Genomic DNA, 23,543 nt, shown 5'->3' on the forward strand with positions numbered 1-23,543 from the left:
GGTTCAAAATTGTGCGTTATCGTTATCGAAAAAGCCCATGAGCTTTAGCGTATCCGCAATACTTCTTGCCCCTTCCAAGAGTTTGCGCCTAACCGTACTACGGCTTAGCCCATGTTTGAAGAATAATATCGTCTCTTTATAGGAAAGTCCCTTCATATACCTCAGCTCGACCGCCTGCCTAGTCTCCTCATCTTGAATCAGTGCAGCTGCACGTTGGAGCTGTCTGGTGTAAAGCTTGTATTGCTCGTATACCCATAACTGTTTCTCCGCCAGCACTGCGGCGTTTGCCGTCTTGTCCGCATGCAGGTCCTCCGGATCTATTCGGCGGGCAACCTCACCGTCGATAGCGACCTGACGCAACTCCTCCTCGTTTTGCTCAAAATCGAACATCAGCAGCCGCATTTTCATGTACCTTTCGAGCAGGAATTTTGTGCGCTGGATCTCTACCTCTGAAGCTCTTGGAAACAATTCTGTCTGCCATACCATTGCCATTCCTCCTCACCATCCCCCATGTGCTATAATGATGGTGAGTTTATACGTTTAGTCCCCCGCTGGCCGGCCAAGGTGAGGGGGACTTCTTATAAGCCTTACATCCTGGTATCGTTCGCAATGTTCCTTCGTTTGAGATACAGAGCAACTGATCTCCAACTTTGATATATTCGAATCGATAGAAGTAGAAGAAAGTAAGGTGTTAATGCTATGACAAAAGGTGAAGAGTACTTAAAAATGTATCCCGGCTTAACGAAATGGATAAACCAATGTGTCGTTTGCCAATCCATTGGATATAAGCCTGATCTACCGCATGAGTTAACTACATACGATGGTAACGTGTCAGCAGCCGCTAATAATCTAAGGAAATTATTCAAACCACTGTCGGTTAACGAAATTGGGCTATGTGACACATGCAAGAATTTCCGGTAGTTTTATTCCCTGTTGTGTCGCAGCGTCAGCGGAGGCTGTATAGGTAGGTTTGTATACTGTCATACCGATACCACTCCTTAACGATTACATTAGTTACATTTGAAGGCTCACAGCTCTTCAAGCATTCTTTTCAACTGCTCCGGATCAATATTTGTATACTGCTTTATGTCATCGGCGCTCAACTCACCCTTTCGGTATCCATCCAGGAGCGCCTGTAGATGGCGCTTGGTCATCTCTGACCGCGATATTTGCAATAATTGCTGCCGTATTGCTTCATGGTCCTGATCCATATTCCCCTCCTTAGAATCGACGCAAACATTCGTTCCACCGCGATTTTCTATTAGCTTGCCTGCTGCTGCAATGTCAATCCTTCGATGTGACGAGCATTGTAGTAATGGAAAAATTCCTGCACAAAGTCAATGACTGGTTTGCCCGGGTGCAATTCCGCTAGATCCGCCGTAATGAAGTTGATGGTCCTCTGCAGCAGGTCAAATAATTCAGTCATGACACGCTCGCGGTCGATATCTGCTGCCTCAACATCAGTACTCAGTGCCTCTACCGCCGCATAGATTCGGGCTCGTTCAACATTAGCAATAGCGACGGACAGGATTGGGATCCGAATTGCAACACTATTACTTTCTTCAGCTGCAGCTGCGTGCTCAATTGTATGAAGGAGCAGCTGCCTTTCTGCTTCAAGCTCATTAAGAGTCTTCAGTGATTCGCGCCGGGTGCTATCTAATTCAGCCCTTACGCTGGCCAGTTCCTTTTCTAACTCCATAATCTGCAAGTCCTTCCGCCCTGCATCAGCTTTCCAATGATCTGCAGATGGTTGAAGTTCTGCAACGTCCCTCACTTGTTTCGCTGGATCTGCAGTTAGTGTGCTCGGTTGATTTTGTACGATGGTGCCGGTAGTAACCCTCTGAGCATTAAATTCGACCAGCCCCCGTGCCTCTAGTTGTTCTGCCAGACGTTGGTCAACATCTGACTTTAGCTTTGTTGGGGCCATAAGCTCTAGCTCCCGTTCCTCTGCATCAAGCTCACGGATACCCCAACTTGCAAGTAATTCATATACTTTAGGAGTCGCCACTCCGAGCGACTGAATGATATGGCTTCGTTTTTCTCCGTTCAGTCGTCGTTGAAGGTATTCTTGCTTTGTGATTTCCAACTCTTTCCGCTTACCCTGTACCATTTCGACCACCTCCCCTTCCGTTATCCCCCATTCCTTCAGCTGTTTGCGCAGCTCCTTCGGATCGTTGTTAAAGTTCTTCAGTACGATATCATCCCGGCTGCGCCCCTCCCGCACAGCCTGCAGGTACTGCTCCTTAGTCATAGAGCGTTGCCACTTCTTAATTGTTGGACCGTTCTGCTTCCCCTGGACTCGCCGGGCATGTTCCTCCATTTGTGCCGGCGTCATGAAGAACGACTTTACTGGCCCGAAACCATTCTCCCTCACAACCATTCCCTGAATCCTCCTTAGTCCCAGCAAACATAACCGGCAACCGCGGTCTCCAAGTGCTTCTCTTCAAAAGGTTTAACCGTCAACGCCACACCATCGATGATGATCATCTGCTGTTCTTTGACCGTTTTAAGCTGTTCCATCAATTTCAGGGGAACGACCGTTAGGCCGTTCTCCTGAAGCAAGCGAATATTTCTATTGCCAATAACATGTTTTGCAAATTTCATGGTTTGACTCAAGCCGCGCCACCTCTGGATTCTTGTACTCTTTTCTTGTACTTGGTCCATGCTGTCGACAACTTGCTCGACGGAATGCCAAGCGACGAAGCAATCTGCATCCAAGTCTCCCCGCCTTTACGCCGCTTCAGAAGGTGAGGGAAGTCAAACGGAATATCCTCAAAACTCGGCTTTTCCGCAAGGATAATATCCTCAACATCCTCAGGCCCCGCTGGCGCCGCAGGCTCGCTTCCCTCCATAATGGCCTTCTCCCAATCTGATAAATCTGAATCGGCGACATCTGAATGTTCCTGCTCTTGGGTTGTGTTCTCTCCCAATACAATGACTTCCGTATCCGTAGTAGGTAGTTGGCCTTCTCCCTCTAGAGGTGATTGTTTATCCCCTTGTTCACTTGTGGAGTCATCGTGATGTTGATCTGCTGCATCTGCCTCAGATTGTTCTCCTTTCGACTGGCGCCACTCGTCCCACTTAGCCGCTAAAGGGGCTACCGACTGCCGATACTCGTCGATCAGGTCTACAACTCGGCCACTGGAAATGCCTTCTTCGCCAGCGATTTTCAAATATGTTTCTCCATCAGCGATGCGCCCGATCCACGCTGCCAACGGATAGAAACCTTTCGGTTGTGGCGCTAGTCCAGAGAGAATAAATTCATCCACCACTTCACGGCTAATCTCTTCCGGAATGTCAGCGATCGGGTCTTGATTCTTCACTACACCCAGGTCCAACTCAAGTTGTTCGCCTTCTGGCTTCACCTCAGACACAAGGCCACTCTCATCAACCCGGTATGTCGTAATAGGCTTTTCAGTGCGGGCATTGATTTGGATGTTGTAACGGACAATCTCCGAGTCAATGGCGATAGCAACACGGCCATCCAACATCTCTGACAGCATATCGATTTTTCCATGCAACGCCCCGTCAGACACTTCCAAAACGATTTCCTTCACGCCTTTCGGCTTCAAGTTGATTTTCTTCAGCAATGCCTTAAATTCAGTGTGTGACATGCTCATTCACGCTCCTAATTGTCTGATTGTGACCTCAATCCGAGGTTTGAAGCTGTACCGCTTACGTGCATACGCATCTACAACCTGACTGTCGTCCACCCACATGACCCCTTTGAGCGCATCCTTAACACCCTTCAGGTAGTTGTCCGCATCAGGCTTACTAGTCGGATAAATCTCACCGGCCTCTGCCGCCAAAGCCTTTTTCTTGCTGAAGCTCTTCGGAATGGAGCGATATGCAATGATCATTACGGCCAACGGTCCCTCCAGAAGTGTAGACGGCGCATGTTCGGCAGCTGCAATCCTTACATAATCCTTGTAATCACTCGACTTTTTAGGATCGTATGCTCTCGGGTATCCCCCTGCAGTTGAGAACCTAGGGCGTCCTTGAGCAACCGGCTCTCCATAAACAGTAAATTGAATCATGCTCCCCTATGCCCCCTATACATATCCGGGACCCGGCCCCCTCTGCTTCCGGGCTCTTCTTGCGGCTCCTGCGAAGTGCTGTAAGTTTGCTCTAGATTGACGAATTTGTTGTAATTCTTCAGGAAGACGAGCTCCACGGTTCCAACCGGCCCATTCCGCTGCTTCGAAATGATGATCTCGATAATGTTCTTCTTGTCAGATTCCTTGTCGTAGTAGTCGTCCCGGTACAGGAAGGCTACGATGTCGGCATCCTGCTCAATAGATCCAGATTCCCTTAGATCGGACATCATCGGACGTTTATCCTGCCGCTGCTCAACGCCCCGGCTGAGCTGGGACAATGCTATCACCGGTACTTCCAGTTCCCTGGCTATCTGCTTGAGAGTCCGACTGATCTGTGAAACTTCTTCCTGCCGGTTTGCCCCGCGGCGACTGTTACCTTGAATGAGCTGTAAGTAATCGATCAGGATCATTCCAAGTCCGCGTTCCTTCTTCAGCCGGCGACACTTGGCCCGAATCTCGTTTACCGTAATGCCTGGCGTGTCATCGATTTGAATGTCTGCATTCGCCAGCACCCCGACAGCTAAAGCCATGCGATCCCAATCTTCCGCCTCAAAGCGACCTGTCCGCATCCGGCTGCCGTCAATCTGGCCCTCAGCGCAGATCATCCGCTGCACCAGCTGCGCTGCAGACATTTCCAGCGAGAAAATAGCAACGGTCTCTTTCGCTCTGACGCCAACATTCTGGGCGATGTTCAGTGCAAAGGCGGTCTTTCCGACGGAAGGGCGCGCAGCCACGATTATCAGGTCATGTCTTTGGAAACCCGCGGTCATGCGGTCCAAATCGATGAATCCGGATGGAATTCCGGTCACACCTCGGTTGATATCCTTGGTGTTATACCGCTCCTCCGCCTCATCCCAAACCTGCATGAGCACTTGCTTCATTCCGACGAATTCCCGAGCTGGAACCGTTTGGTCGGACAGCTTGGACACCGCAGTCTCCGCTATCGCTATGAAGCCTTTGACATCTTGCTGCTCACCGGCATTGCGCAATAGATTCAACGCGACATCCACGGCCTGGCGCCGGAGAAATATATCCTGTACTCGCCCTGCGTAATGTGCAACGTTCGATGCCGTTGGCACAGACTCGGCCATTTTAGCCAGATAGCTGACGCCACCAATCTTGTCGAGCTCCTCGCTGTCCTGCAGCCTCCCCGTCAATGTGACAAGATCGACCGGCTGCTCGTCTTCGCGCAGTTGGCGCATCGCCCGAAAAATCCGTGCGTGACTTTGATCATAGAACTCCCCGCCCTGTAATATTTCCGCGACAATGTCATAAGCGCTCTGATCCAGCAGAATCGAACCGAGAACAGCATGTTCTGACTGTAGGTCAAAAGGATGTTCGATGCCCAAGCTCTCCAGCATCCCCTCACGGCTAAGCATTAGCGCCACCTCGTAGCAGTTGGCGGCCGCGTTCCCAATAGTTCGCCGGCGGCGGTGTGCTATCGGTACCCCACACCTCAAGATTTGCAATATGGGCTGCAGCTGCTTCCTTGCTCCGCTGGGAATCCATCTGATCCCCAAGCTTCCCGCGGATATCCGCAATTGTGGGAGCGAAACGCTCTGACAAAATGTATTTCTCCACATTTTCGTAGGCCGTTTCATACGGGAAATCCTGTAGATACTTGGAATAATGCTCTACGTTTTGCGGGCTTGCATCGAAGCCCGGGTAAGATCGCTTGATGATGCCGAAAAGGTCAATGACCTGAAGCTTGTTCACGTTTCAGTTCCTCCTCCCGAAGTCGTTCGAGCTCGTCAAGCTCGCGCTGTTGTTTGCTCTTATATCCTGTTTTCTGGTTGCCTGAGCCAAGGGCGACTGCTACGTGCGGCACCGCGGCAGTTATGGCTTTCGACTTCTCCCACTCGTCGAGAATTCGGGGAACGACGAAGTTAAAGCTTCGAATCTCATCTCGGGAATGGCGCGGCCTGTACTCGTCGAAGGCACGATCGATACAGGTCTTGATTAAAAGGGACGGCACCCCCGCTGCCACCAGCTGCTTAATTTCCAAAAAGTCAGAAGAACTTACGGCAAAACCCTTCCCTCTGCGCTGAATAAAATGAGTTTCGATTTCTTGGATGAGTCTGCTCTGTTCATGTTCATCTACTACAACTACAACAGAATCATCTGTAATATCTTTATTAGATCGGACATTTTTGTCCGAGTGACCGGACATATTTGTCTGATCACTCGGTATATGATCGGACATATCTGTCTGATCACTCTGCTGTGATCGGACATTTTTGTCCGGAATATGGTTAGTGTATTTCTTAGAATTTTTGACCGATAAGATGATTCCGCGAGGTGCCCGGGTCACCCTTATGTATTGGTGCTCCTCTAAGGCATTCAGCCAACGGCTTACCGTTTTATCGCTCACATCAAACCTCTCGGCTAATTCAGTTAGTTGTATTGGCTTATTCCCCAGGACGATGCCCCACACAACTCCCTCCTTCTCCACATCCTTAGTAGTGGAGCTGACGCACCACAGGAAAAGCCATATCGCGCTGCCTATTTTTTTGTAGTGTCCTGGCTCCAACAACCCTGAGTACATCGGGAAAGGGTAGCTATCGGGCATATACTCATCCCCTAAATTGCAATGATCTTTTCAGTGCTTGTGTGACGATGAACTAAGTGCAGCGCTGAAGGTAAATGCTTGGTGACGAACCAGTTTGTTGGATTCAAGCCTGCATCTTTGATAAACAATTTCTGTCGAAGAGTTGGATTTTTGCCGTTCTTCATCGGCCACCCCGTGACATGCTGAACATTTGAACAGCAAGCCTACCTGCTTGGCCATGGTGCATGAGCATGCCTGCTGATACTCCTTTGCCCATTTCGTCGATCGTGCTTGTCAGCATCTCAGGCATAGCATCACTTGAGGATACTTGAGCCACATGTGACCCAAGTATCCGCGCAACCGCCTTAAGGTGATCCTGAGCAGCGGTACCGCCTTGCTCTTGCGCTTCTTCCAACCATCTATTCAATACAGCCAGTTGTTCTTTCATATCGCACGCTCCCTCATTATTTTTTCTTGCCAGTCCTTAGGCCACGCCCTCGCTTTACAACGACTAGCTGGTATTTCAAAATGTCGGCGACCGTTACAATAAGACACAAACCGCCGAGTTCGAGCCTCGTAATAGAATCCGTTCAATGGTGGCGCCTCTTCAATTTCGATTTCAGAGAATAAATCCAATTGCTCCATGATCACATCGACCGCCCCCGATCATCCCGCAGCCAGATAATGCGGTGCTGATAATTCGCGCTTACAACCAGCCACCCAGGGTAACCAAGTTCAAAGTACTGAGTTACCTCCTGTTTGAATTGTCTTGGGTCACTGTGAAAGAAAGCCCATATTCGCTCAGAAATACCGGAGCGACAAAGTTGTATCCCAAATTCGTCAAAAATCGGTTCGATCAACTTTGCCTCACCATCTTTCTACGAGCAAATTACACTCCCTCTAGCAAATTAGAGTAGTGTATGATGCTTCTCAGCTTTTTTGTAGACTTGCAATAGTCACATCTCTCACAGCGCGAAGGTAAGGCTCCACCATGTTTGACCTCTAGGATTCTTGGCATGTTATTTTCTATCTCTTCCAATTCGCGCTCTATAGTTAAGTTATCTATTGCAATAATCTCCTTATCAGGGATTTCTTCTTTTGTAACAGCCAACAAGAGTGGTTCCAACCAGTTCTCGCGCTTAAATCGCCGCTTGTCTAACTCTGCATAAAGCGAGAGTTGGGTAGTATAGTTGTAAGCTACAACAAAAGACACCCAACCCCAACGTCTATCCCAGTGACGCTTACGGATATCCTGTGTCGTCTTAAGGTCAGTAAATCTACCTTGTTGTGGGTTATGAACATCTATCTTTGCTTTCCATATAGCACCGGCAAACTTGGCTGTAATGATAACCTCTTTATCTCCGCTCAGGACAAACATGCAAAACTCGTCATCTCTCAACGCTGAAATCATACGTTCCGCAACTTGGTAGGGAGCTCTAAGCTCCCCCTTATTTGAACCTTTGGTTAAGAAGATTTCAGGGTGGTCCGCATGAAATTGATCCAATACGCCCTCTGCCCATGAATGAACATAGGAACCTACTTTTAATGCCTCACTCTCGGGTTCTGACCATTCCCCTCGAATCTTTGCCATTGCGGACGCTTCGCATGTCCGAAAATCCTGATACTGGCTGTGGCTCAAGTAAAATGCGTTGGCCTCACGGGAATGGTAGTTCAGATTGTCCAGTTGCACCGTTGTCATCCCCACCATCTACACTCTTTTGCTTTGCCGCCTTGGCTTGTAGAAATGCTTCCTCTGTTTTACTAGCTTCAGTAGTTGACCCGCGAGATGGACCAAATTCGAAGTAATCTTCTCGTTTAGCCATGCCATCTCGCAGCGCCTTCCAAACCCCACCTATTCTCAGATAGTCGTTTTCGGTAAATGAATCGGCGCTACATCCCATGTATTTCTCGATTTGTTCCTTCGTAACGCCGAACTTCTCTTTGAATTGATGTAGTGCACTGCGTACACGATCAGCAAGCGGCTCTGTATATCCGGATACGAGTGTTTTTTTGCACTGATCAAGTGCAGCGTCCACAATATCACCTGGGATAACACCGAGAATGCACGCTCGCATTCGGCGGGCGCCGTTATTAGCCACTAGTTCATATATGTCCCTTGGGTCTTCCAGCCGCTTTATACTACCGCCAGCTTTTCGCTCATGCTTTACAGCAAAGGTCATTTGCCGACGAGTATTCGTTTCAATATCCCACGCATAAGCCATCACCTGAGACTCGCCACTCTTTTGCTCCAATTCGATCAGTCCGTAATCAATATTGCCCCAGCTTTGAGCTAAAACTTCTGCAAGTCTTATGGAAGGACCGTTAACTTTACTTCCACCACGAGGGAACTCATACTCCGCTTCCTCTGCCAGTTTCTTGCGCTGGCATGCCATCATGATTCGGTTAAATGCAGCTTGCTGATCCCTGGGAAATTGCTTAGCCATGAAGATTGCAGCTTTAACTTCCTCTGCCTGACGTGTTTTGACGCCTTCAGTCGTAACAGAAACCGCTCCCTGTGGAGTAACTGGTGGCATATAGTTGCTATAATCGATTCCTGCGTTATCAAATGACATGGTAAACCTCCTTCATATCCAATCTGCAACGGATACGCCATGATACCGCGCCATTGCATAAATACTGCGTTGGGACTGATGCCAGTATCTGGCGTCCTCCAGTTGCTCCCTTGCAACCTCCTCAATTTCGTCTGATAATCTCCGGAATTGTGGATGTTGCTCAAGAGCTTCAACAAGCTTTTTACTTAGTCGTTCCGAACGTCCCATCGCCTCAACTTGCTTCCATAGCTCGGCATTCAAATCGACTTCAAAATAACCTGTCACAAAATACTCCTGCCATTCGTGATAAGCACGCTCCAGAATCGTATCCGCCACATACGGGGCCAATTTATCCAGTGTTTGCTTTGGAATGTCCATAGCTCCCCCTTGTCCGCCCCTCGCACGTGTGCTACTATTGGAGCAACATTTGTTTAGATGGCCCGCCTGCCAGCGGGCCTTTTTTATTTCTTGCAATCAACGCATTTCGAGGATGCCCCGGTTCGTCACCATCATCGATGTATGCCCCGCAGCTCCCACAAAGGATTCCATCTAAAATCATTTCAGTAACGTCACTCATCCGGGTTAAACCTCCTTCCCTATGTAATGGAGTGGGCAAGGATTTGCACCTTACTACGGTTTGCACTTAGTTTCTCGTTGGTCGCCGGTTAGCATTTTGCACGGACCAGACTTCACCGCAAAGCCGTATTGGTTTTTATAGCCGACTATTGCCGACAACTTAAACGCCGGGATTTGCACCCTACTTCTAAGCTCACAGGCGTTGCGATCCCTTTTCCGCCACCACTCATTGATGCGTCAGCCGCATCTCAGGACACCGAACCGGGGGTTGGGGTTCGATGCCCGGAGACAAGGCTGAGCCTTGTCCGTATTTTTAGAGACCTGCTGCCTCAGTCAAAAGCCTGATCCCTTCCTTGCTGTATTGCTTGCCACCAAAATAAATCAAGTCATCTTGGCTACCGGTGATCGCGCATCCAGGTTGATATTTCCGAAGGATAATGTTCTCACCATCCACAAAGACCTCCATTGGATCGCTCTCGCCGATCCCAAGAGTACGGCGCAATTCTTTCGGAATAACCACTCTGCCCAACTCGTCTACCTTACGTACAATGCCCGTTGCTTTCATCATCTTAATAACCTCCAATTAATTGTTTTGATGTACGTGTTCAGCTTCGCCTTCTGTAATTTCGTCCATGGCAGTGTACATAGCCATTTCGATGTATTTGATAGTTTTTTTATCAAGACCCGCATCACGCGCTGCGATAATCATGTAGCCGATTGCCGCTGAGTTCGTCATGACCTACACCTCCTTGCTGCACTGGCGGATAATGTTCGTCCAGCACCTGATCGAGAGTGTCAGCAGCAGCTGCCATCTGCTCAGCATGGATATTGAGCCGGCGCTCCAGCTCACCCATACGCCAACCGCCTCCACGTGTCCGGCACTCTAATATAGAAGCAATGGCTGAGCGAATTGTATTAATCTCTCCCGGCTTGTCCGGGTTTGGAATGTATAGCATATTAGTCCTCCTATCCGATCTTTTGCTGCCGATTTTCGACGACCTGGCCAACTGCTTTATGTAGGCGCCGTAGTTGCCTATCCGATATTGCTTCAGGGTTTCGACAGTGTCTCTCTGTCTGCAGAGTGACGGCTACGGCTGCTTCCACAGTCAAGCCCTTATATCTAATGCGGGCAACCGCCATACAAACCGCTGCTTGCTCAGATGTTTTGCTTATCCAGCGAAACCTCATACTCAAGTACCTCCTGCACAGGTAATTCGTATCGATCAGCCATCAGCCTATAGACAGCCGTATGAAAATTCTTGCGTTCAGCGTCCACCCGATCACCAAGCATCAAGTACATGTCACGCATCTGCTTTGTTACCGACATCTGCGCCATCACTTGCAATGCGCCAACAATCATCAATGCCTCTTGCCCATCCAGTTCGACCACAAATCTTCCGTTGAGCATCGAGTTATCTCCCTGTTTCTGCCTTGCGCGATCGGCAAAGGACCGTTAAAATGGACAACAAGAGACTACTTAACCGTGTTCTCAGCTTGGACGTCCGGCCTGCCCGCCGGGCGTTTTTTATTTCAATTCTCGCAAAACGAATCATACTATGCAGATAAGCCTGCATTTCCAACTTCTTCGACGGATCGAACCGGTCCGGATGCTTCTCCATCCATTTCAGATTGTGTTCTGCATTGCGACCGGCACGCCTTGCTTCATCAGCCAGCTGCTCTCTCAACATTCGATCATCCTCCAATCATGGGTATCAAACTCTGTAGAATAGACAGACCGTCAATACCGCATATAAATGCCACCACTACTTCTCTCGCTCCTGTAATCTCAGCCCACTGGGTTAGTGTCCTTACGTCGAGTTCTTGCTGATCGTTCTCTAGTTTGCTTATTGCGCTTCGGGACCGGTGCAACCGCTCAGCGAGTTGTTCTTGGCTCATTCCTATGCGATCTCGACATGCTCTTAAGATCGCGCCGTATTTCAACCTTAGACCTCCCTCCGTTCGATAATCGAACAGACAAATTACTTGCTGGGGTGTACAGTAAAGACATACCATTCCTCTCACACCCCAGCCGTCGATCAAGCTAGCAGACCGGCGGCTAAACCCTCACCAACAAAAACAGATACTTCAAGTTCCCGCGTGTCACATCAGCCAAAACCCAACCTTCATTTAACATCTCATTCACTTTCTCCTCATCAGCCGTTGTGAAGACTTCTTTCGCGTCACTAACATTAATCTCCAAGGTGCTCACCTCCTCTCAGTTTCAGCCAACAATTTGAACGCTCTCGCGCTCGCTGGCCGCCATAAAATCATCCAATGTTTGTGGACGGAGTAGAATTCGACCAGCCACACGCACGTGTGGAAGTTCCTTTTCTCGAATTAGCTTTCGTAAGGTGTCTTTATGCACCCCCATATAAACAGCCGCATCGTCGATGTTCATCGTTGCCGGCCGAATTTTCTGAGTTTGCTCAATTATTTGTGGCAGCACCGAATTAGAAAATTCGTAGAAGGCCGCTACTAAATCTTCCTGCTGAAGTGGTCGTAATTTATCCATCTCCGTGTCTCCTTACTTTTTAATGACTTAATGATCAATTCAATTTGATTCAGAACTGTACTTCCTGCTGCGACCTCTGCTAAAAACTGCTGAGCGTCATTCACAATCCACGAGGCAATCTCGCTTTCCTTTTGCTCAGTCAGAATCGTCAAATCTGTAGTTAGATCAATCTGTCTTTGCAAATTGGCTATTCCTCGACGCAATCCGCCTCCACTTTCTTTGCTATTTCAGCAAAATTAAATTTAAAAAAATTCTCCATTTTACACTTTAGTTTCCTAGCTACAATTGGTAGTTGTTCTGCTTTTAATGCTGATTCGCCAACTTCATACTTTAAATAAGTCGAAGCATTTTTAAATCCAAGCGACTCCGCCATTTCTTGCAGAGGTATGTTTAATTCTTGCCGCCTGTCACGCATATATTCTAGGTCAAGTGATGTCGTTTTTCCCAAACCGCTCTCTCCTTTCATTTTGCTGAATTAGCAATCCTTACGTCTATATTACTTTGCTGTTTTAGCAATGTCAACTACATTTTTGTTGAATCAGCAAAACCTCTTTTTCCGTTTCGGAAAACTGCTATAATAAAATTGCTGAATCGGAAAAGAAGTGAGTGATCTTAATGATTAATGTCGGTCAAATAATTAGACGTTTGCGGGAGAAAGAAGGATTATCACAGATTCAACTTGCAGATAAACTGAACATTAACAACAGCGTCTTGTCTCGAATCGAATCCGGAAAGCGACATATTGAAGACTCCGAGTTAATTCTTTTCGCAGACTTTTTTGACACCAATATTGAATATCTTTTAGGTCGTACTGATGACCCGTCTCCAATTACAAAAAATAAAGAACTATCAGCGAGTGGAGATATTTATGTTGCTTATTTGGGTGGACCTAAAAAAGTATTAGACGCCGAGGAAGCCGCTCATTTGGATGAAGCATTGGAGATGTTTCGGGCTTTTCGAGAAAAACGAATGAAGGAAATAGAGAAGAAAGAACGGTAACAAGTCCACCATCCGCTTGGGAAACATTTGCGGTATACAAAGAAATAAGCCAGCAATGGCTTTTCTTTTTAACCATAATACAGAACATACGTTCTTTTTCGAGGGGGATCACAATGCAATTTGACCTGAAGCTTTACAAACCAACCGAAGTGGAAAATCGTATTAGTTCCGTTTATCAAGATAGCGGCATCGTTTCTCCTGCAGACATGGACTTGGACCGAATCGCACTCATTTTTAATTGTCACATCATTTATTCCGACAAACCGACCATGGTTCTATACGACGATGATCATGGCGGCTTGATTTTTCTTAGAGCTAACGCTCCCAGAGAGCAACAGCGAGAAGATTTTTTTCATGAAATCAGTCATCCGGCCTTACATGTAGGTTGCCAGGACAACCTGCCCGATTTATTTGTTGGTTTACAAGAATCTCAAGCTGCAAGCTTCCAACTTTATGCGGCCATGCCCTACTACATGTTGGCAGATATTACGCCTTGCCATACATTTGACGAATACTATACCCTGCTGTCAGAGACTTTTCGGCTCCCTCGCATCTTCGTGCAGCGTCGGATCGATCAGGTAAATCGACGGATACTCCAAGGTCATCAAGATCGTTACATACGTACACGATTCAACAATCCCGTATCGCATCGTTTCAGTCATACCGAAGAGACATTGCGCATTCTCAGGCAGCTCAATCAGCAACTAACTAAGAAACAGGAGGCCCTCAATTGATGAATGGTTCTGCGAATTATTACATGGTGAGGTGATCAAAATGGCCAGCATCCAGCAACGCGGCAAATACACGTGGAGATTGTCCATACCTTTAGGATATGATGCAAACGGTAAAAAACGGACTCCGGCAAGAAAGCCCTGCCGAATCCCGGATCCTTCACTTCTGCAATCTGTAGATAAATTGGACGAATTCGACCCCGCGATTTTGAAATCAACCAAATCTCTGAATAATTTTTTGAAAACTAGTACCGACGCAACTCTATTACGCCATGCGAAGAGATTACAAAAATTTTTTGAAGAGCAATTATATAAGTTCAAATCTGAGATCGAAGACGGCGATACGCATAACAAACAACAGCGTATTTCATTCAAAGCGTTCGGGGATTTTTGGCAGGAAAATCATATCCCGACCCTCGAATACACGACGCGCCAGAACTACAAATTTCACTATGATACAAGGATCCTCCCCTACTTTGAATCAATGTATCTTGATGAAGTCACGACCACGCATATAGTAAAATTTATGACTGACCTTCGTAACCCCGAAACAAAGATAGGCCGGCGGCGAAACGGCAAACCTGGGCCTTTAAAATCAGCGACGCTCGTATTTGTATATCGCGTATTGAGAAGCATTTTTTCGAAGGCCGTGCAGTGGAAAAAACTTGGCGAGAACCCGATGGAAGGTATAGATAAGCCAGCAGAGGACGATGTGAAGAAACCTGATGCATACAACGAAGTGGAGTTGATGCAACTCTATGAAGCATTGGATGATGATGTAAATTTCGATCCAAGGTACAAGGAGCCTCGTTACCGCATGGAACGTATGATATTGCAGGTGCTGGTCATACTGGACACCACCACAGGCATGCGCCGCGCAGAACTACTTGGTCAAAAGCGAAGCAAACTGGTATTCCATTACGATACCGAAAGTGATACCTGGGCGTGTACTGGCACTATCCTTGAAACCATCCCCGCATTCGAAGATGGCAAGCCCGTCATAAAGCTTCCTAAGAACAACGAGTCACGTTCGATGGCCTTCTCGCCTTCGATCGCATATATGTTAATGGAATACTGCAAGGAGCTGGAGAAGCAGTTGAGAGCTGCACAAGGGCGTGAGAATGTGATCAGTTTCGAGGAGGAGGATTATTACCTATTTCCGAACCTGAAGACCGGGAAGCCATTACATCCCTCAACGATCCGCAAAAAATGGGTCAGTTTTCATGAGCGTCATCCGCATTTGCGGTATATCCCTTTCCACGGCATCCGGCATACGGCAACGAGCATCATGATTGCAAAGAATGTACACAACCAAGCAATAGCAAAACGGCTTGGGTGGAAAAATGCAAAGATGGTGGACCACTACGGCAAAATATTTACAACCGTGGATGAGGCTTCGGCAGCTGTATTTGAGGATATTCTTCCCGCCAAATTGAAGATAAGAGGGCAATGATGTAGAAGGAAAACGATTGGGTATGAGGAATTTAGAACCCAATTAGAACCCAAAACGCTCAAAATGCATATGTAGGCAGGCCATAAACCGCATAAGAACGCTAAATAATCGAGGCCCCCTTTCGGGGGCCTCTTTCATGGGAGAGGAGAAACCGGACGAAGAACTTATGGGGAAACGTAAGTCTTCTCCGCGGTTGTCTACGGCATCTCTCGACGCCGATGATTTTAGCTTGTCCGGTTTCACCGCGAATATACATCGCCGCCAAAAATAATATGACCGCCGAAATGGGAATGCTGTAAGTAATTACTTTATAAGTACTGCTACGCTTGCAGCTCAAAATCGAGGAGGTTACTGCTCATGCATACCGTATGGAAAGGCGCAATCAGCTTTGGCCTGGTTCATGTGCCCATCAAAATGTTCACCGCTACCGAGGATAAGGATGTGCGGTTCCGCAGCATCCACAAGGAATGCGGCACGCCAATCTCCCAGAAGCGCGTCTGCGCGCACTGCGACAGGGAGATTGAAAATGACGAAGTCGCAAAAGGCTTCGAATATGAACGGGGCAAATTTGTCCTGTTCAGCGAAGATGAGCTGGACGCGCTGCGCCCGGAATCGGCGAGAACGATCCAAATTCTGGACTTCGTCAACCTGACCGATATCGATCCCATCTATTTCGAAAAAGCCTATTACCTCTCCCCTGACATGTCGGGCTCCGGCGCCTACGGGCTGCTGCTTGAAGCCATCCGGCAGACCGGGAAAATCGGCATTGCCAAAATATCCATTCGCAGCAAAAGCCGGCTTGCAGCCATCCGAGTCGTAGACAATTGCCTATGCCTGGAAACCATGCACTTCCCGGATGAGATTCGCTCCATTGCCCATGTGCCTAATTTGCCGGAGCAGGTAACCGTCAACGACAAAGAGCTGGACATCGCCAAGCTGCTGATCGATCAGCTTTCGGCGACTTTTGAACCGGAGAAATATACCGATGACTACCGCAACTCCCTGCTTAAAGCGATCGAATCGAAGATGGCAGGCGAAGGCGTCGATATCGTCGCCGCGCCTGCTGCCGACACCACCAAAGTCATTGATCTTATGGCTGCGCTTCAGGCCAGTCTCGACGCGGCCAAAATTCCGACCGATACCGGCAAAACCGGTGCAAAACGCAAGCCCGCCGCACCCAAAGAGAAGAAGCCGAAGAAAACGTCAAAAGGCACAGCTTCATGACCGGTCCGGCAGTCAGAATGCCTCTCCCGTCCGTGCCAATGTCACCCATTCTGGCTCCTGACATTCCGGAAGGACCCGAATGGTGTTACCAGATCAAGTGGGACGGAGTCCGCACAATTGTCAGACTAGACGGTTTGGGCGGCGTAGAGTTGTTCTCGAAGAAGATGGAGCGGCGGAACAAGACATTCCCGGAAATTGTAGATTACCTGAAAACGTTGAAGGTCGGACCATGTGTAGCGGATGGGGAAATTGTATATTTTGACGGGGTACGTCCTAACTTCCAAAGAGGGCGGCTAGGGATTCGCAATGGGAACGGACGGGACGAGCTTCTGCTCGTCCTGTTCGACCTGCTCCATGACGGAGACGAGGATCTGCGCCCGCTTCAGATGCGCGAACGATTTGAGCGGCTTGCCTCGAAGTTTCCGGAAAAAACACCGCGATTAATGGTATCGGATTTATTTTACGATGGACAAGCCTTATGGGAATGGCTTTACGAACGGGGCTGGGAAGGACTGGTGTCCAAGCGGCTCGACAGCCCTTATACGGAAGGAAAGCACCACCAGTCGTGGTACAAGAAACGCAAAGAGCTGTATCTGAAGGCTGAGGTGGTTGGCATCAAATTAAGGGAGGGACAAGTGTCCAGTCTTGTGCTACGATATGAGGATCAATATGTCGGGCATGTATCTGGACTGAATTATGCGTCGAAGCGCGTACTGGAGCAGTTCATGCGGGACTATCCCGGGGAATGCCCATTCAAGGAACTGACCCCCGGCATGAAAAAATCCGAAGTGGCCTGGCTAAGTGTCCCCTTCCCCTGCCGTGTCTCTGCCCTGGAGTTTACAGACAGCGGCCTGCTTCGCCAGCCAAGACTGATTGGTTTTGGCGAGGGAGAGTTTTGACGTTCACAGCAAGGGATGACCTTACATAGAGCCCTTTGGCCAGCAAGATCTATGCAGGAGGTTATCAATCATGAACAAAAAAGCATTAGCGGCAGCCATTCTCGCCATGGCGTTATTGGCAGGATGCAGCCAAAACCAATCCAGCCCGTCGGCTTCGCCTAACGGTCAGACGGAAGGCTCAACCAAGCCGGAGCCGACGAAAAAGCCGAAGAAGGAATGGGTAAAAGCAGAACAAATGGCGCTTGATCACGTCAACATCTACTTGAACGGCACAGACGTGGCTGCCAAGGAAAAATATGTACAAGAAAGCGTCAATCCGGAGGTAGCGTCTCTCTTTCTGCTAGGCGCAGCTTCCATCCGCAAGGAAGAGGATCGCTATCAAAATCCGTTCGTTGCCGAAACGGTTGATTTTACAGGAGAGAATGGCGCCAAAGGCACTCTCACGCTAATCAAAGCTGAAGGCGAGCGAGAAATTATCGTACTTGTTATGGATTCCAAAGTTACCTTTGCCTTCTTCAATGAAAACAATGGCGACGAGATGCAAGAAAACTATGAGAAGATGAGAGCTCACTTCAAGAGCTAATGATAAAACCCGCTGATCTAATAGAGATTAGCGGGTTTTGTAATTATAAAAGCTAAATAGATTCTTTTTAACCAACATACTATTGCATAAGAACCATTGAAAATAGCACAACCAAAGCGATAACTGCCATTCGAATGATAAAGAAGAAGAAGGCAGGACGCCACTTATTCGATTTTTCGCAATATTTGACTGGTGATCTCTCCAATACATATAGAGTATCGGGTTTATGCGGATGATAGATGATTGCGCTGGATTCTTTTTCTCTTAGTTTAAAGCTGAAAACGAAATTCCTGTAATAATAACGTTTGCCAATTGTATGGCTCACTTTGTATTCAGATCTATGACGACCAATTTTACCTTGAGTAATTTCCCCATAACGCAATGTTTGCGAGCGAACTACTCCTCTCCAGACCGAAATAACAAGTGAAAAAATAAAGATGAGCGCCAAGCCAACCGAAACAGGCAGAAAATATGTCTTATTTGTAGTATCGAACATCTCAGATATATGGGGATAATTCGGATTATATACGATGTAAACCGTTTCACCAACGCTATAGCTCGGATAAAATTGAGAGGAACTTGGTTCCTGTGATTTGCCAGAATACGATATTCCGTTCACCGTGTACGAGAACTTATAATCCCAACCGTGCAGTCCGGTGCGGGTTCTATTTTCCTTACTTTCGAGCACTGTAGCGGTCGTAATTGTATCCATGTAAGGCCGCTGCATATTGGTTTCAATATTTTGCAGCAGTATAATGACAAACGTTAATGAAGCTATATACAACAATAGGTTTCGATAGGAAGCGAATATGGTAATCCAAGCTGTCCAGTGTAATTTCTTCAATAGTTATGCTCCTTGCTTGAATGTTAAATACAACCATTTATGATTTCGCTATCATTATATAGGAATATCGGGAATCGTTGCACTATCAATTTTGCCCTGCTTATTGCAATTCCTCAGAATAGTTCGCTGTGAATTTGTACAAGTTCTCTCTCTAGTAGACGATTCTTCATTGATTTTGCCCCCTTCATTGCAACCATAATCTTCTATTGGCGAATAGGGTACGTAATAATCGACAAATACTTACTATAATGGAGGATTTTTATGACAAATGCCGCCTCAAACTGGAAAACTGAATTCAAAAAAACGCTTATACCCGCAATCATCGCCGCTCTCCTCAGCTTCACTTTCTGGGCCATTCAAAATGCGCTGCAAATGAACGAGAAAGAAAAGGATTATAAGATCTAGCTGTTCGAAGCACAAGTCTCCTTGTTGCAGAATTATCATGCAGCCGAAATCGATAGGCTGGAGCTCACGATATTAGAATACGAGAGAATGGGGAGTTACGGACGCTCTTCGACAGACTACTTTGCGCTGCAAGTTGAAATTAATATCGTTATCTCCTTCTCTCCATGAAAAAACCTCTAAAATCGTTCAACTCGACGAATTAGCTCCTGCAACGACGCCACACACCGTTACATCGCTCAATTCACCAAATTAGCTCCTGCAACGACGCCATACACCGTTACATCGATCAATCCACCAAATTAGCTCCTGCAACGACGCCACACACCGTTACATCGATCAATCCACCAAATTAGCTCCTGCAACGACGCCACACACCGTTACATCGATCAATCCACCAAATTAGCTCCTGCAACGACGCCACGCACCGTTACATCGATCAATCCACCGAATTAGCTCCTGCAACGACGCCACACACCGTTACATCGATCAATTCACCAAATTAGCTCCTGCAACGACGCCACACACCGTTACATCGATCAATCCACCAAATTAGCTCCTGCAACGACGCCATACACCGTTACATCGATCAATCCACCAAATTAGCTCCTGCAACGACGCCACGCAACGTTACATCGATCAATCCACCAAATTAGCTCCTGCAACGACGCCACGCACCGTTACATCGCTCAATCCACCAAATTAGCTCCTGCAACGACGCCATACACCGTTACATCGATCAATCCACCGAATTAACTCTTGCAACGACGCCACACACCGTTACAGCGATCAATCCACCAAATTAGCTCCTGCAATGACGTTACACACCGTTACAGCGATCAATCCGATTGGCTGAATGACTTGTAATGATTTTCTAAAGTGAGCGCAAGCTCTAGATAAAACTGCTTGTTATTCTCCACCGTATAAGAAGTACGCCCTTGCCTGCGTATGCTGTATAAATTCCGATTACGGGAATGTTGGTGATGATCTCGTTCCCGCGAATCGCGGCAGTCTGGTTATCATGCTGTCGTTCCGCTTCCAGTAATTCGATATTCAAAACAGGCTGATAAGCAATTTTATTCTGATGGAGAACTTAATGAATGCCAATACTGTAGAAGCCATCCATAATTTCAAACAGGAAGTGATAAATCTTAGCTTCTCTGATCATCTTGACATTTACGAAGCTTACAAAATGTCTTCAAAACCAAATTACATGCCAGATTCCCAAAAAGTTTACTACCAACTCCATGAGATCAAGCAAGCTATCTCCAATCATTACAATACGCATCTGGAGAAGCTATTGAAGACGACTTCTACGATTATTTTTTGAATAGATGATCAAAGCTTGTTCATAATATCGAGGCGCGTTTATAGCTAACATATCCTGCATATCGTCCAACCCATTGTTCATATAGTGGGGCAAGGAATGATATTGAAAGGAGCGCACCCCATGAATGCAAGTGATCAGTTCCGTACGTATCGGCCGTTTATCGGGCCGTTCGACCCTTGCCCGCCCATCACCGAAAAAAGCTACAATGTGCCGCCGCAGCTGTTCATTACATTCCAGCCCCCCAATCTGCCGCAATTCTCCCCTTATGAAGCTTTGAAATACGGAACGCTCTGGCCAGCCCTGTTTGCTCCTTATCCGGACCCATCACGCACGGAAGCAGGTGGCGGCTAATGTCTCATGTGCTTGATGAGGCCTATTACAAACAGCTTCACGATTTGCAGGCCGTCGATTTTGTGCTGGTAGAATTAAATTTATACCTCGACACCCATCCGGGCGATGAAGCCGCAATCGCTCAGTTCAATCAGTTTGCCGAGCTGCGCAAGCGGATCGCAGAGCAGTTCGAAGCGCAATACGGCCCGCTCATGAACTTCGGGCACAGCCTCTCCAAATCTCCGTGGCAATGGAAGGAGGCTCCTTGGCCTTGGCAAGTTTGAGCCATACCAGTCAACCCTGAAGTATTGCTTAGCAAATAGTTGGGGAAAGCGGGGAATGTGCGTCAATGTGGACATACGAGAAAAAGCTTCAATATCCAGTAAGGGTTAGCAAGTGTGACCCGTTAATGGCCAAATTTTTAATTGAACAGTACGGCGGCGCCGATGGGGAGCTTGCGGCTGCATTACGGTATTTGAATCAACGGTATACCATCCCTGACAAGGTCGTTGGCTTGTTAACGGATATAGGCACGGAGGAATTGGTACATTGTAGTTATAAGTGATGAATTTAAGTTTGGATCTTGTTTTGCAGACGTTCTCAAAGGCATTTGAAAAGGATAAGGACGTGACTGGGCTGATCGTTCAAAGCGATCAGGATCTCAGTACACGTCCTACGACTACCACGACATGCTGCCAAAGGTAGGCGCCTAAATCAGCATGTCACGCCGAGGCAATTGTTACGACAATACCTCAATCCATACTCCTGAAGTATTTAAGCCCAACGTTTGTTTGTCATCAGCCCAATTCGTTGTCTTCAACTTGTTCACTGTCTTCCTTAGGATTCCGCCACGCAAGGAATAATGGATTTCTTCTTCTAAGTGGTCTAGGCCCGAATTTTCCGCGAATCAAATAAAATCTCATTATCCTGGCATACAATGTCAGCGCCGATCTCCGTTGTGATGTATTTCCATCTATACAATTCCATCATAATCGCGTCCCTTATTAGTTAAGTAATCATTCTTTCTAACATTCTTGAGAATAATATTATCGCTCAATATCTGTACCAAACATGTGATTTTTAAAAATCCTTATTTATATCACACAATTGAGAAAGATAATAAGCATACTCCAGTGGTCTACTATAAATTTTACGCTTATACCGCTTAAGATCCTTATATATATTTTTTTGGGGTTTCCCATTAAGTTCAATAATCCATAGCTTCCTCTGTTCATCCAATACAAAATCGACACTCAATTCTCCCAATGAACCTAGATGAGCTTCTGTTCCTCGTGCAGCCTTCCTACTTACTTCACAAAGTACTGCGAAGATTTCGTTCAACTTATCCGATGAAAATAATTGCGGAAGAACTTCTGAAGCATCATAAATCGTTTCGCAAATGCTCGTGTTAAAGTAATGTTCGTAAGCTACCCTACATGTAATGGCAGATACCGTCCATTCTCCAAAAATATCTTTTTGAACCAGGACCCTAATATCAAAGTAACGATGATCAAGTTGGCTGATAAGGATTCCTTGCTGTACCATGTATTTCTTATGTCCAAATAGTTGGTCCAATTTCTCTTGAATGTTTTCACTCTTTCTATAAATATGACTTGGAGCCATGCTGTGGAGAGAGATGTGAGTATCTCCATTAACCATTAATTCAACCCGATACACAGACTCCCCTTTAGACCCGTAAGAAGCCTTAATGTAAACAACTTTATATTTCTCTAATAGTTCTAGTACATTCACTTCATTATATAAAAATGTGTCGGGTACATAGGGTTTAAGATTTGAAAGCTTTAATAGATTATATATATCCCATTTATTAAAAAAATTGATCTTGTTGAAGCATTTATTCCTACCGATCGCCTTCTCTAGTCGTTGAATGGTTTCTGTTTTTTTATTAAAACACTGATTATAGACGACATGAGGCAAAGGGAACGAATTTTGCCTCATGATGCCCTTGTTTAGGCTAAGCCCAATGATGCGTTTTTCCTTCCAAAGGATATCTGCCGGAGTAAAAACAAAAATTTTCATATTTATATTTTGATACCGTTGATAGAGCTTCAAAATCTTCTTTTTACTGTTCCTTTTAGTTATGAGAATACCTATTAAAGAACAACTCCCCAATTTTATCTCACCTCTTTCAAGCACTTTTTATTATCTAATGCCTAGCATAGACATGTTGTATAGGACAATATCATGGCATTGCATAAATTCAGCGAATACACTGCTCTATTTGCCTATTTATAAGTTTCATAGGCATTAGTCATCTGTATGCTTTTATTATTTGAATAAACTGAATCACGCTTGAAAAATAGGGAGATGAGACTATGGGCAAATTCAAATGTCCTCCAGGGCCTCCAGGGCCAGAAGGTCCTCCAGGAGTAGAAGGACCACCAGGAGTAGAAGGACCACCAGGGCCTCGAGGACATAGAGGTCACCGAGGACATAGAGGCC

Annotated in this window: 34 protein-coding genes and 1 pseudogene; 10 read left to right on the plus strand and 25 right to left on the minus strand. The window is 46.8% G+C overall.

Going from position 1 to position 23,543, the window contains the following annotated elements:
* Positions 1–3: 3 nt before the first annotated feature.
* The 23 genes from D3P09_RS02410 to D3P09_RS02510 form a co-directional block, all read right to left on the minus strand.
* A complete protein-coding gene (locus tag D3P09_RS02410) occupies positions 4–486 on the minus strand; it encodes a hypothetical protein (protein ID WP_120106878.1) in 483 nt (160 codons plus the stop codon).
* A gap of 542 nt (positions 487–1,028) precedes the next feature.
* Positions 1,029–1,211: a hypothetical protein gene (locus D3P09_RS02415; RefSeq protein ID WP_120106880.1), complete on the minus strand. Its 183-nt coding sequence runs from the start codon at positions 1,209–1,211 to the stop codon at positions 1,029–1,031.
* A gap of 50 nt (positions 1,212–1,261) precedes the next feature.
* A complete protein-coding gene (locus tag D3P09_RS02420; protein WP_120106882.1) occupies positions 1,262–2,380 on the minus strand; it encodes a hypothetical protein in 1,119 nt (372 codons plus the stop codon).
* A gap of 14 nt (positions 2,381–2,394) precedes the next feature.
* On the minus strand, positions 2,395–2,616 hold the full coding sequence (locus D3P09_RS02425; RefSeq protein WP_120106883.1) for a hypothetical protein: 222 nt from the start codon (positions 2,614–2,616) through the stop codon (positions 2,395–2,397).
* The gene (locus tag D3P09_RS02430) at positions 2,613–3,614 is read right to left on the minus strand and encodes a hypothetical protein (RefSeq protein WP_120108458.1); all 1,002 of its coding nucleotides are present in this window, start codon (positions 3,612–3,614) and stop codon (positions 2,613–2,615) included. Before D3P09_RS02430 ends, D3P09_RS02425 begins: the two co-directional genes overlap by 4 nt.
* 6 nt (positions 3,615–3,620) lie before the next feature.
* Positions 3,621–4,037 carry a RusA family crossover junction endodeoxyribonuclease gene (locus D3P09_RS02435; RefSeq protein WP_120106885.1) on the minus strand — a complete coding sequence of 139 codons (417 nt, stop codon included), beginning with the start codon at positions 4,035–4,037 and terminating at the stop codon, positions 3,621–3,623.
* Positions 4,034–5,476, minus strand: a complete 1,443-nt coding sequence (dnaB, locus tag D3P09_RS02440; protein WP_120106887.1) for a replicative DNA helicase — start codon at positions 5,474–5,476, stop codon at positions 4,034–4,036. The genes D3P09_RS02435 and dnaB overlap by 4 nt, the downstream gene beginning before the upstream one ends.
* Positions 5,469–5,813: a replicative helicase loader/inhibitor gene (locus D3P09_RS02445; protein ID WP_120106889.1), complete on the minus strand. Its 345-nt coding sequence runs from the start codon at positions 5,811–5,813 to the stop codon at positions 5,469–5,471. Before D3P09_RS02445 ends, dnaB begins: the two co-directional genes overlap by 8 nt.
* Positions 5,791–6,666: a winged helix-turn-helix domain-containing protein gene (locus D3P09_RS02450; protein ID WP_120106890.1), complete on the minus strand. Its 876-nt coding sequence runs from the start codon at positions 6,664–6,666 to the stop codon at positions 5,791–5,793. Before D3P09_RS02450 ends, D3P09_RS02445 begins: the two co-directional genes overlap by 23 nt.
* A gap of 11 nt (positions 6,667–6,677) precedes the next feature.
* The gene (locus tag D3P09_RS28435; protein WP_424452025.1) at positions 6,678–6,830 is read right to left on the minus strand and encodes a DUF6906 family protein; all 153 of its coding nucleotides are present in this window, start codon (positions 6,828–6,830) and stop codon (positions 6,678–6,680) included.
* Positions 6,827–7,093 (minus strand): hypothetical protein, encoded by a 267-nt coding sequence (locus D3P09_RS02455; RefSeq protein ID WP_120106892.1) that lies wholly within the window; start codon positions 7,091–7,093, stop codon positions 6,827–6,829. The genes D3P09_RS28435 and D3P09_RS02455 overlap by 4 nt, the downstream gene beginning before the upstream one ends.
* Before the next feature lie 441 nt (positions 7,094–7,534).
* Positions 7,535–8,335, minus strand: a complete 801-nt coding sequence (locus D3P09_RS02470; protein WP_424452026.1) for a PD-(D/E)XK nuclease-like domain-containing protein — start codon at positions 8,333–8,335, stop codon at positions 7,535–7,537.
* The gene (locus D3P09_RS02475) at positions 8,301–9,218 is read right to left on the minus strand and encodes a hypothetical protein (protein WP_207892435.1); all 918 of its coding nucleotides are present in this window, start codon (positions 9,216–9,218) and stop codon (positions 8,301–8,303) included. The genes D3P09_RS02470 and D3P09_RS02475 overlap by 35 nt, the downstream gene beginning before the upstream one ends.
* 12 nt (positions 9,219–9,230) lie before the next feature.
* Positions 9,231–9,575: a hypothetical protein gene (locus D3P09_RS02480; RefSeq protein WP_120106900.1), complete on the minus strand. Its 345-nt coding sequence runs from the start codon at positions 9,573–9,575 to the stop codon at positions 9,231–9,233.
* A gap of 34 nt (positions 9,576–9,609) precedes the next feature.
* The gene (locus D3P09_RS27490) at positions 9,610–9,774 is read right to left on the minus strand and encodes a hypothetical protein (RefSeq protein WP_165867256.1); all 165 of its coding nucleotides are present in this window, start codon (positions 9,772–9,774) and stop codon (positions 9,610–9,612) included.
* Positions 9,775–10,086: 312 nt separating this feature from the next.
* The gene (locus D3P09_RS02485; RefSeq protein ID WP_120106902.1) at positions 10,087–10,341 is read right to left on the minus strand and encodes an AbrB/MazE/SpoVT family DNA-binding domain-containing protein; all 255 of its coding nucleotides are present in this window, start codon (positions 10,339–10,341) and stop codon (positions 10,087–10,089) included.
* A 15-nt stretch (positions 10,342–10,356) separates the two neighbouring features.
* Positions 10,357–10,509, minus strand: a complete 153-nt coding sequence (locus D3P09_RS27495; RefSeq protein ID WP_165867283.1) for a hypothetical protein — start codon at positions 10,507–10,509, stop codon at positions 10,357–10,359.
* A gap of 420 nt (positions 10,510–10,929) precedes the next feature.
* On the minus strand, positions 10,930–11,181 hold the full coding sequence (locus D3P09_RS02490; RefSeq protein WP_120106904.1) for a hypothetical protein: 252 nt from the start codon (positions 11,179–11,181) through the stop codon (positions 10,930–10,932).
* Positions 11,182–11,185: 4 nt separating this feature from the next.
* Positions 11,186–11,461: a hypothetical protein gene (locus D3P09_RS02495; RefSeq protein ID WP_120106906.1), complete on the minus strand. Its 276-nt coding sequence runs from the start codon at positions 11,459–11,461 to the stop codon at positions 11,186–11,188.
* Positions 11,462–11,465: 4 nt separating this feature from the next.
* Positions 11,466–11,786: a helix-turn-helix domain-containing protein gene (locus D3P09_RS27965; protein WP_207892455.1), complete on the minus strand. Its 321-nt coding sequence runs from the start codon at positions 11,784–11,786 to the stop codon at positions 11,466–11,468.
* Positions 11,787–11,829: 43 nt separating this feature from the next.
* Entirely contained in the window at positions 11,830–11,973 is a 144-nt protein-coding gene (locus D3P09_RS27500; protein WP_165867284.1) for a hypothetical protein, read from the minus strand.
* Positions 11,974–11,994: 21 nt separating this feature from the next.
* Positions 11,995–12,285, minus strand: coding sequence for an excisionase family DNA-binding protein (locus tag D3P09_RS02505; protein WP_120106909.1), 291 nt, complete (start codon positions 12,283–12,285; stop codon positions 11,995–11,997).
* A gap of 187 nt (positions 12,286–12,472) precedes the next feature.
* Positions 12,473–12,733 (minus strand): helix-turn-helix domain-containing protein, encoded by a 261-nt coding sequence (locus D3P09_RS02510; protein ID WP_341538275.1) that lies wholly within the window; start codon positions 12,731–12,733, stop codon positions 12,473–12,475.
* A gap of 167 nt (positions 12,734–12,900) precedes the next feature.
* On the opposite strand from D3P09_RS02510, the gene D3P09_RS02515 reads away from it, so the two are divergent.
* The 6 genes from D3P09_RS02515 (at position 12,901) to D3P09_RS02540 (ending at position 18,174) form a co-directional block, all read left to right on the plus strand.
* Complete coding sequence (locus tag D3P09_RS02515; RefSeq protein WP_207892436.1) at positions 12,901–13,284, plus strand: helix-turn-helix domain-containing protein; 384 nt, start codon at positions 12,901–12,903, stop codon at positions 13,282–13,284.
* 113 nt (positions 13,285–13,397) lie between these two features.
* Positions 13,398–14,018 carry an ImmA/IrrE family metallo-endopeptidase gene (locus D3P09_RS02520; RefSeq protein ID WP_120106913.1) on the plus strand — a complete coding sequence of 207 codons (621 nt, stop codon included), beginning with the start codon at positions 13,398–13,400 and terminating at the stop codon, positions 14,016–14,018.
* 40 nt (positions 14,019–14,058) lie between these two features.
* Positions 14,059–15,468: a tyrosine-type recombinase/integrase gene (locus D3P09_RS02525; protein WP_120106914.1), complete on the plus strand. Its 1,410-nt coding sequence runs from the start codon at positions 14,059–14,061 to the stop codon at positions 15,466–15,468.
* Between the two features lie 357 nt (positions 15,469–15,825).
* Positions 15,826–16,692: a non-homologous end joining protein Ku gene (ku, locus tag D3P09_RS02530; RefSeq protein ID WP_120106916.1), complete on the plus strand. Its 867-nt coding sequence runs from the start codon at positions 15,826–15,828 to the stop codon at positions 16,690–16,692.
* Positions 16,689–17,591: an ATP-dependent DNA ligase gene (locus D3P09_RS02535; protein ID WP_120106918.1), complete on the plus strand. Its 903-nt coding sequence runs from the start codon at positions 16,689–16,691 to the stop codon at positions 17,589–17,591. The genes ku and D3P09_RS02535 overlap by 4 nt, the downstream gene beginning before the upstream one ends.
* Positions 17,592–17,661: 70 nt before the next feature.
* Positions 17,662–18,174, plus strand: a complete 513-nt coding sequence (locus D3P09_RS02540) for a hypothetical protein (protein WP_120106919.1) — start codon at positions 17,662–17,664, stop codon at positions 18,172–18,174.
* 79 nt (positions 18,175–18,253) lie between these two features.
* Here the strand turns inward: D3P09_RS02540 and D3P09_RS02545 are convergent, their stop codons facing one another.
* Positions 18,254–19,018, minus strand: a complete 765-nt coding sequence (locus D3P09_RS02545) for a DUF3592 domain-containing protein (RefSeq protein WP_120106921.1) — start codon at positions 19,016–19,018, stop codon at positions 18,254–18,256.
* A gap of 261 nt (positions 19,019–19,279) precedes the next feature.
* Between D3P09_RS02545 and D3P09_RS27505 the strand changes: the two genes are divergently transcribed.
* The 4 genes and pseudogenes from D3P09_RS27505 to D3P09_RS02565 all read left to right on the plus strand — a co-directional run.
* On the plus strand, positions 19,280–19,423 hold the full coding sequence (locus tag D3P09_RS27505) for a hypothetical protein (RefSeq protein ID WP_165867285.1): 144 nt from the start codon (positions 19,280–19,282) through the stop codon (positions 19,421–19,423).
* 1,447 nt (positions 19,424–20,870) lie between these two features.
* Complete coding sequence (locus tag D3P09_RS02555) at positions 20,871–21,101, plus strand: spore coat associated protein CotJA (RefSeq protein WP_120106925.1); 231 nt, start codon at positions 20,871–20,873, stop codon at positions 21,099–21,101.
* The gene (locus tag D3P09_RS02560; RefSeq protein ID WP_120106927.1) at positions 21,101–21,364 is read left to right on the plus strand and encodes a spore coat protein CotJB; all 264 of its coding nucleotides are present in this window, start codon (positions 21,101–21,103) and stop codon (positions 21,362–21,364) included. Before D3P09_RS02555 ends, D3P09_RS02560 begins: the two co-directional genes overlap by 1 nt.
* A 65-nt stretch (positions 21,365–21,429) precedes the next feature.
* Positions 21,430–21,630, plus strand: a pseudogene (locus tag D3P09_RS02565) (manganese catalase family protein); the annotation flags it as partial.
* Between the two features lie 530 nt (positions 21,631–22,160).
* On the opposite strand, the gene D3P09_RS02575 reads toward D3P09_RS02565, so the two are convergent.
* A complete protein-coding gene (locus D3P09_RS02575; RefSeq protein ID WP_243643874.1) occupies positions 22,161–23,153 on the minus strand; it encodes a YheC/YheD family endospore coat-associated protein in 993 nt (330 codons plus the stop codon).
* Positions 23,154–23,543: the final 390 nt, after the last annotated feature.

This window comes from Paenibacillus pinisoli, assembly GCF_003605435.1.
Taxonomy (GTDB): Bacteria; Bacillota; Bacilli; order Paenibacillales; family Paenibacillaceae; genus Pristimantibacillus; species Pristimantibacillus pinisoli.

Excerpts from the sequence above, each read along its gene's own strand:
- D3P09_RS02455 (WP_120106892.1), bottom strand. The coding sequence starts at position 7,093 with ATGAAAGAACAACTGGCTGTATTGAATAGATGGTTGGAAGAAGCGCAA.
- D3P09_RS02450 (WP_120106890.1), bottom strand. The coding sequence starts at position 6,666 with ATGCCCGATAGCTACCCTTTCCCGATGTACTCAGGGTTGTTGGAGCCA.
- dnaB (WP_120106887.1), bottom strand. The coding sequence starts at position 5,476 with ATGCTTAGCCGTGAGGGGATGCTGGAGAGCTTGGGCATCGAACATCCT.
- D3P09_RS02505 (WP_120106909.1), bottom strand. The coding sequence starts at position 12,285 with ATGGATAAATTACGACCACTTCAGCAGGAAGATTTAGTAGCGGCCTTC.
- D3P09_RS02525 (WP_120106914.1), top strand. The coding sequence starts at position 14,059 with ATGGCCAGCATCCAGCAACGCGGCAAATACACGTGGAGATTGTCCATA.
- D3P09_RS28435 (WP_424452025.1), bottom strand. The coding sequence starts at position 6,830 with ATGAAGAACGGCAAAAATCCAACTCTTCGACAGAAATTGTTTATCAAA.
- D3P09_RS02480 (WP_120106900.1), bottom strand. The coding sequence starts at position 9,575 with ATGGACATTCCAAAGCAAACACTGGATAAATTGGCCCCGTATGTGGCG.
- D3P09_RS02415 (WP_120106880.1), bottom strand. The coding sequence starts at position 1,211 with ATGGATCAGGACCATGAAGCAATACGGCAGCAATTATTGCAAATATCG.
- D3P09_RS02535 (WP_120106918.1), top strand. The coding sequence starts at position 16,689 with ATGACCGGTCCGGCAGTCAGAATGCCTCTCCCGTCCGTGCCAATGTCA.
- D3P09_RS27495 (WP_165867283.1), bottom strand. The coding sequence starts at position 10,509 with ATGACGAACTCAGCGGCAATCGGCTACATGATTATCGCAGCGCGTGAT.
- ku (WP_120106916.1), top strand. The coding sequence starts at position 15,826 with ATGCATACCGTATGGAAAGGCGCAATCAGCTTTGGCCTGGTTCATGTG.
- D3P09_RS02540 (WP_120106919.1), top strand. The coding sequence starts at position 17,662 with ATGAACAAAAAAGCATTAGCGGCAGCCATTCTCGCCATGGCGTTATTG.
- D3P09_RS02520 (WP_120106913.1), top strand. The coding sequence starts at position 13,398 with ATGCAATTTGACCTGAAGCTTTACAAACCAACCGAAGTGGAAAATCGT.
- D3P09_RS27505 (WP_165867285.1), top strand. The coding sequence starts at position 19,280 with ATGACAAATGCCGCCTCAAACTGGAAAACTGAATTCAAAAAAACGCTT.
- D3P09_RS02420 (WP_120106882.1), bottom strand. The coding sequence starts at position 2,380 with ATGGTTGTGAGGGAGAATGGTTTCGGGCCAGTAAAGTCGTTCTTCATG.
- D3P09_RS02410 (WP_120106878.1), bottom strand. The coding sequence starts at position 486 with ATGGTATGGCAGACAGAATTGTTTCCAAGAGCTTCAGAGGTAGAGATC.
- D3P09_RS02475 (WP_207892435.1), bottom strand. The coding sequence starts at position 9,218 with ATGTCATTTGATAACGCAGGAATCGATTATAGCAACTATATGCCACCA.
- D3P09_RS02495 (WP_120106906.1), bottom strand. The coding sequence starts at position 11,461 with ATGTTGAGAGAGCAGCTGGCTGATGAAGCAAGGCGTGCCGGTCGCAAT.
- D3P09_RS02515 (WP_207892436.1), top strand. The coding sequence starts at position 12,901 with ATGATTAATGTCGGTCAAATAATTAGACGTTTGCGGGAGAAAGAAGGA.
- D3P09_RS27490 (WP_165867256.1), bottom strand. The coding sequence starts at position 9,774 with ATGAGTGACGTTACTGAAATGATTTTAGATGGAATCCTTTGTGGGAGC.
- D3P09_RS02555 (WP_120106925.1), top strand. The coding sequence starts at position 20,871 with ATGAATGCAAGTGATCAGTTCCGTACGTATCGGCCGTTTATCGGGCCG.
- D3P09_RS02430 (WP_120108458.1), bottom strand. The coding sequence starts at position 3,614 with ATGTCACACACTGAATTTAAGGCATTGCTGAAGAAAATCAACTTGAAG.
- D3P09_RS02435 (WP_120106885.1), bottom strand. The coding sequence starts at position 4,037 with ATGATTCAATTTACTGTTTATGGAGAGCCGGTTGCTCAAGGACGCCCT.
- D3P09_RS27965 (WP_207892455.1), bottom strand. The coding sequence starts at position 11,786 with ATGGTATGTCTTTACTGTACACCCCAGCAAGTAATTTGTCTGTTCGAT.
- D3P09_RS02560 (WP_120106927.1), top strand. The coding sequence starts at position 21,101 with ATGTCTCATGTGCTTGATGAGGCCTATTACAAACAGCTTCACGATTTG.
- D3P09_RS02490 (WP_120106904.1), bottom strand. The coding sequence starts at position 11,181 with ATGCTCAACGGAAGATTTGTGGTCGAACTGGATGGGCAAGAGGCATTG.
- D3P09_RS02485 (WP_120106902.1), bottom strand. The coding sequence starts at position 10,341 with ATGATGAAAGCAACGGGCATTGTACGTAAGGTAGACGAGTTGGGCAGA.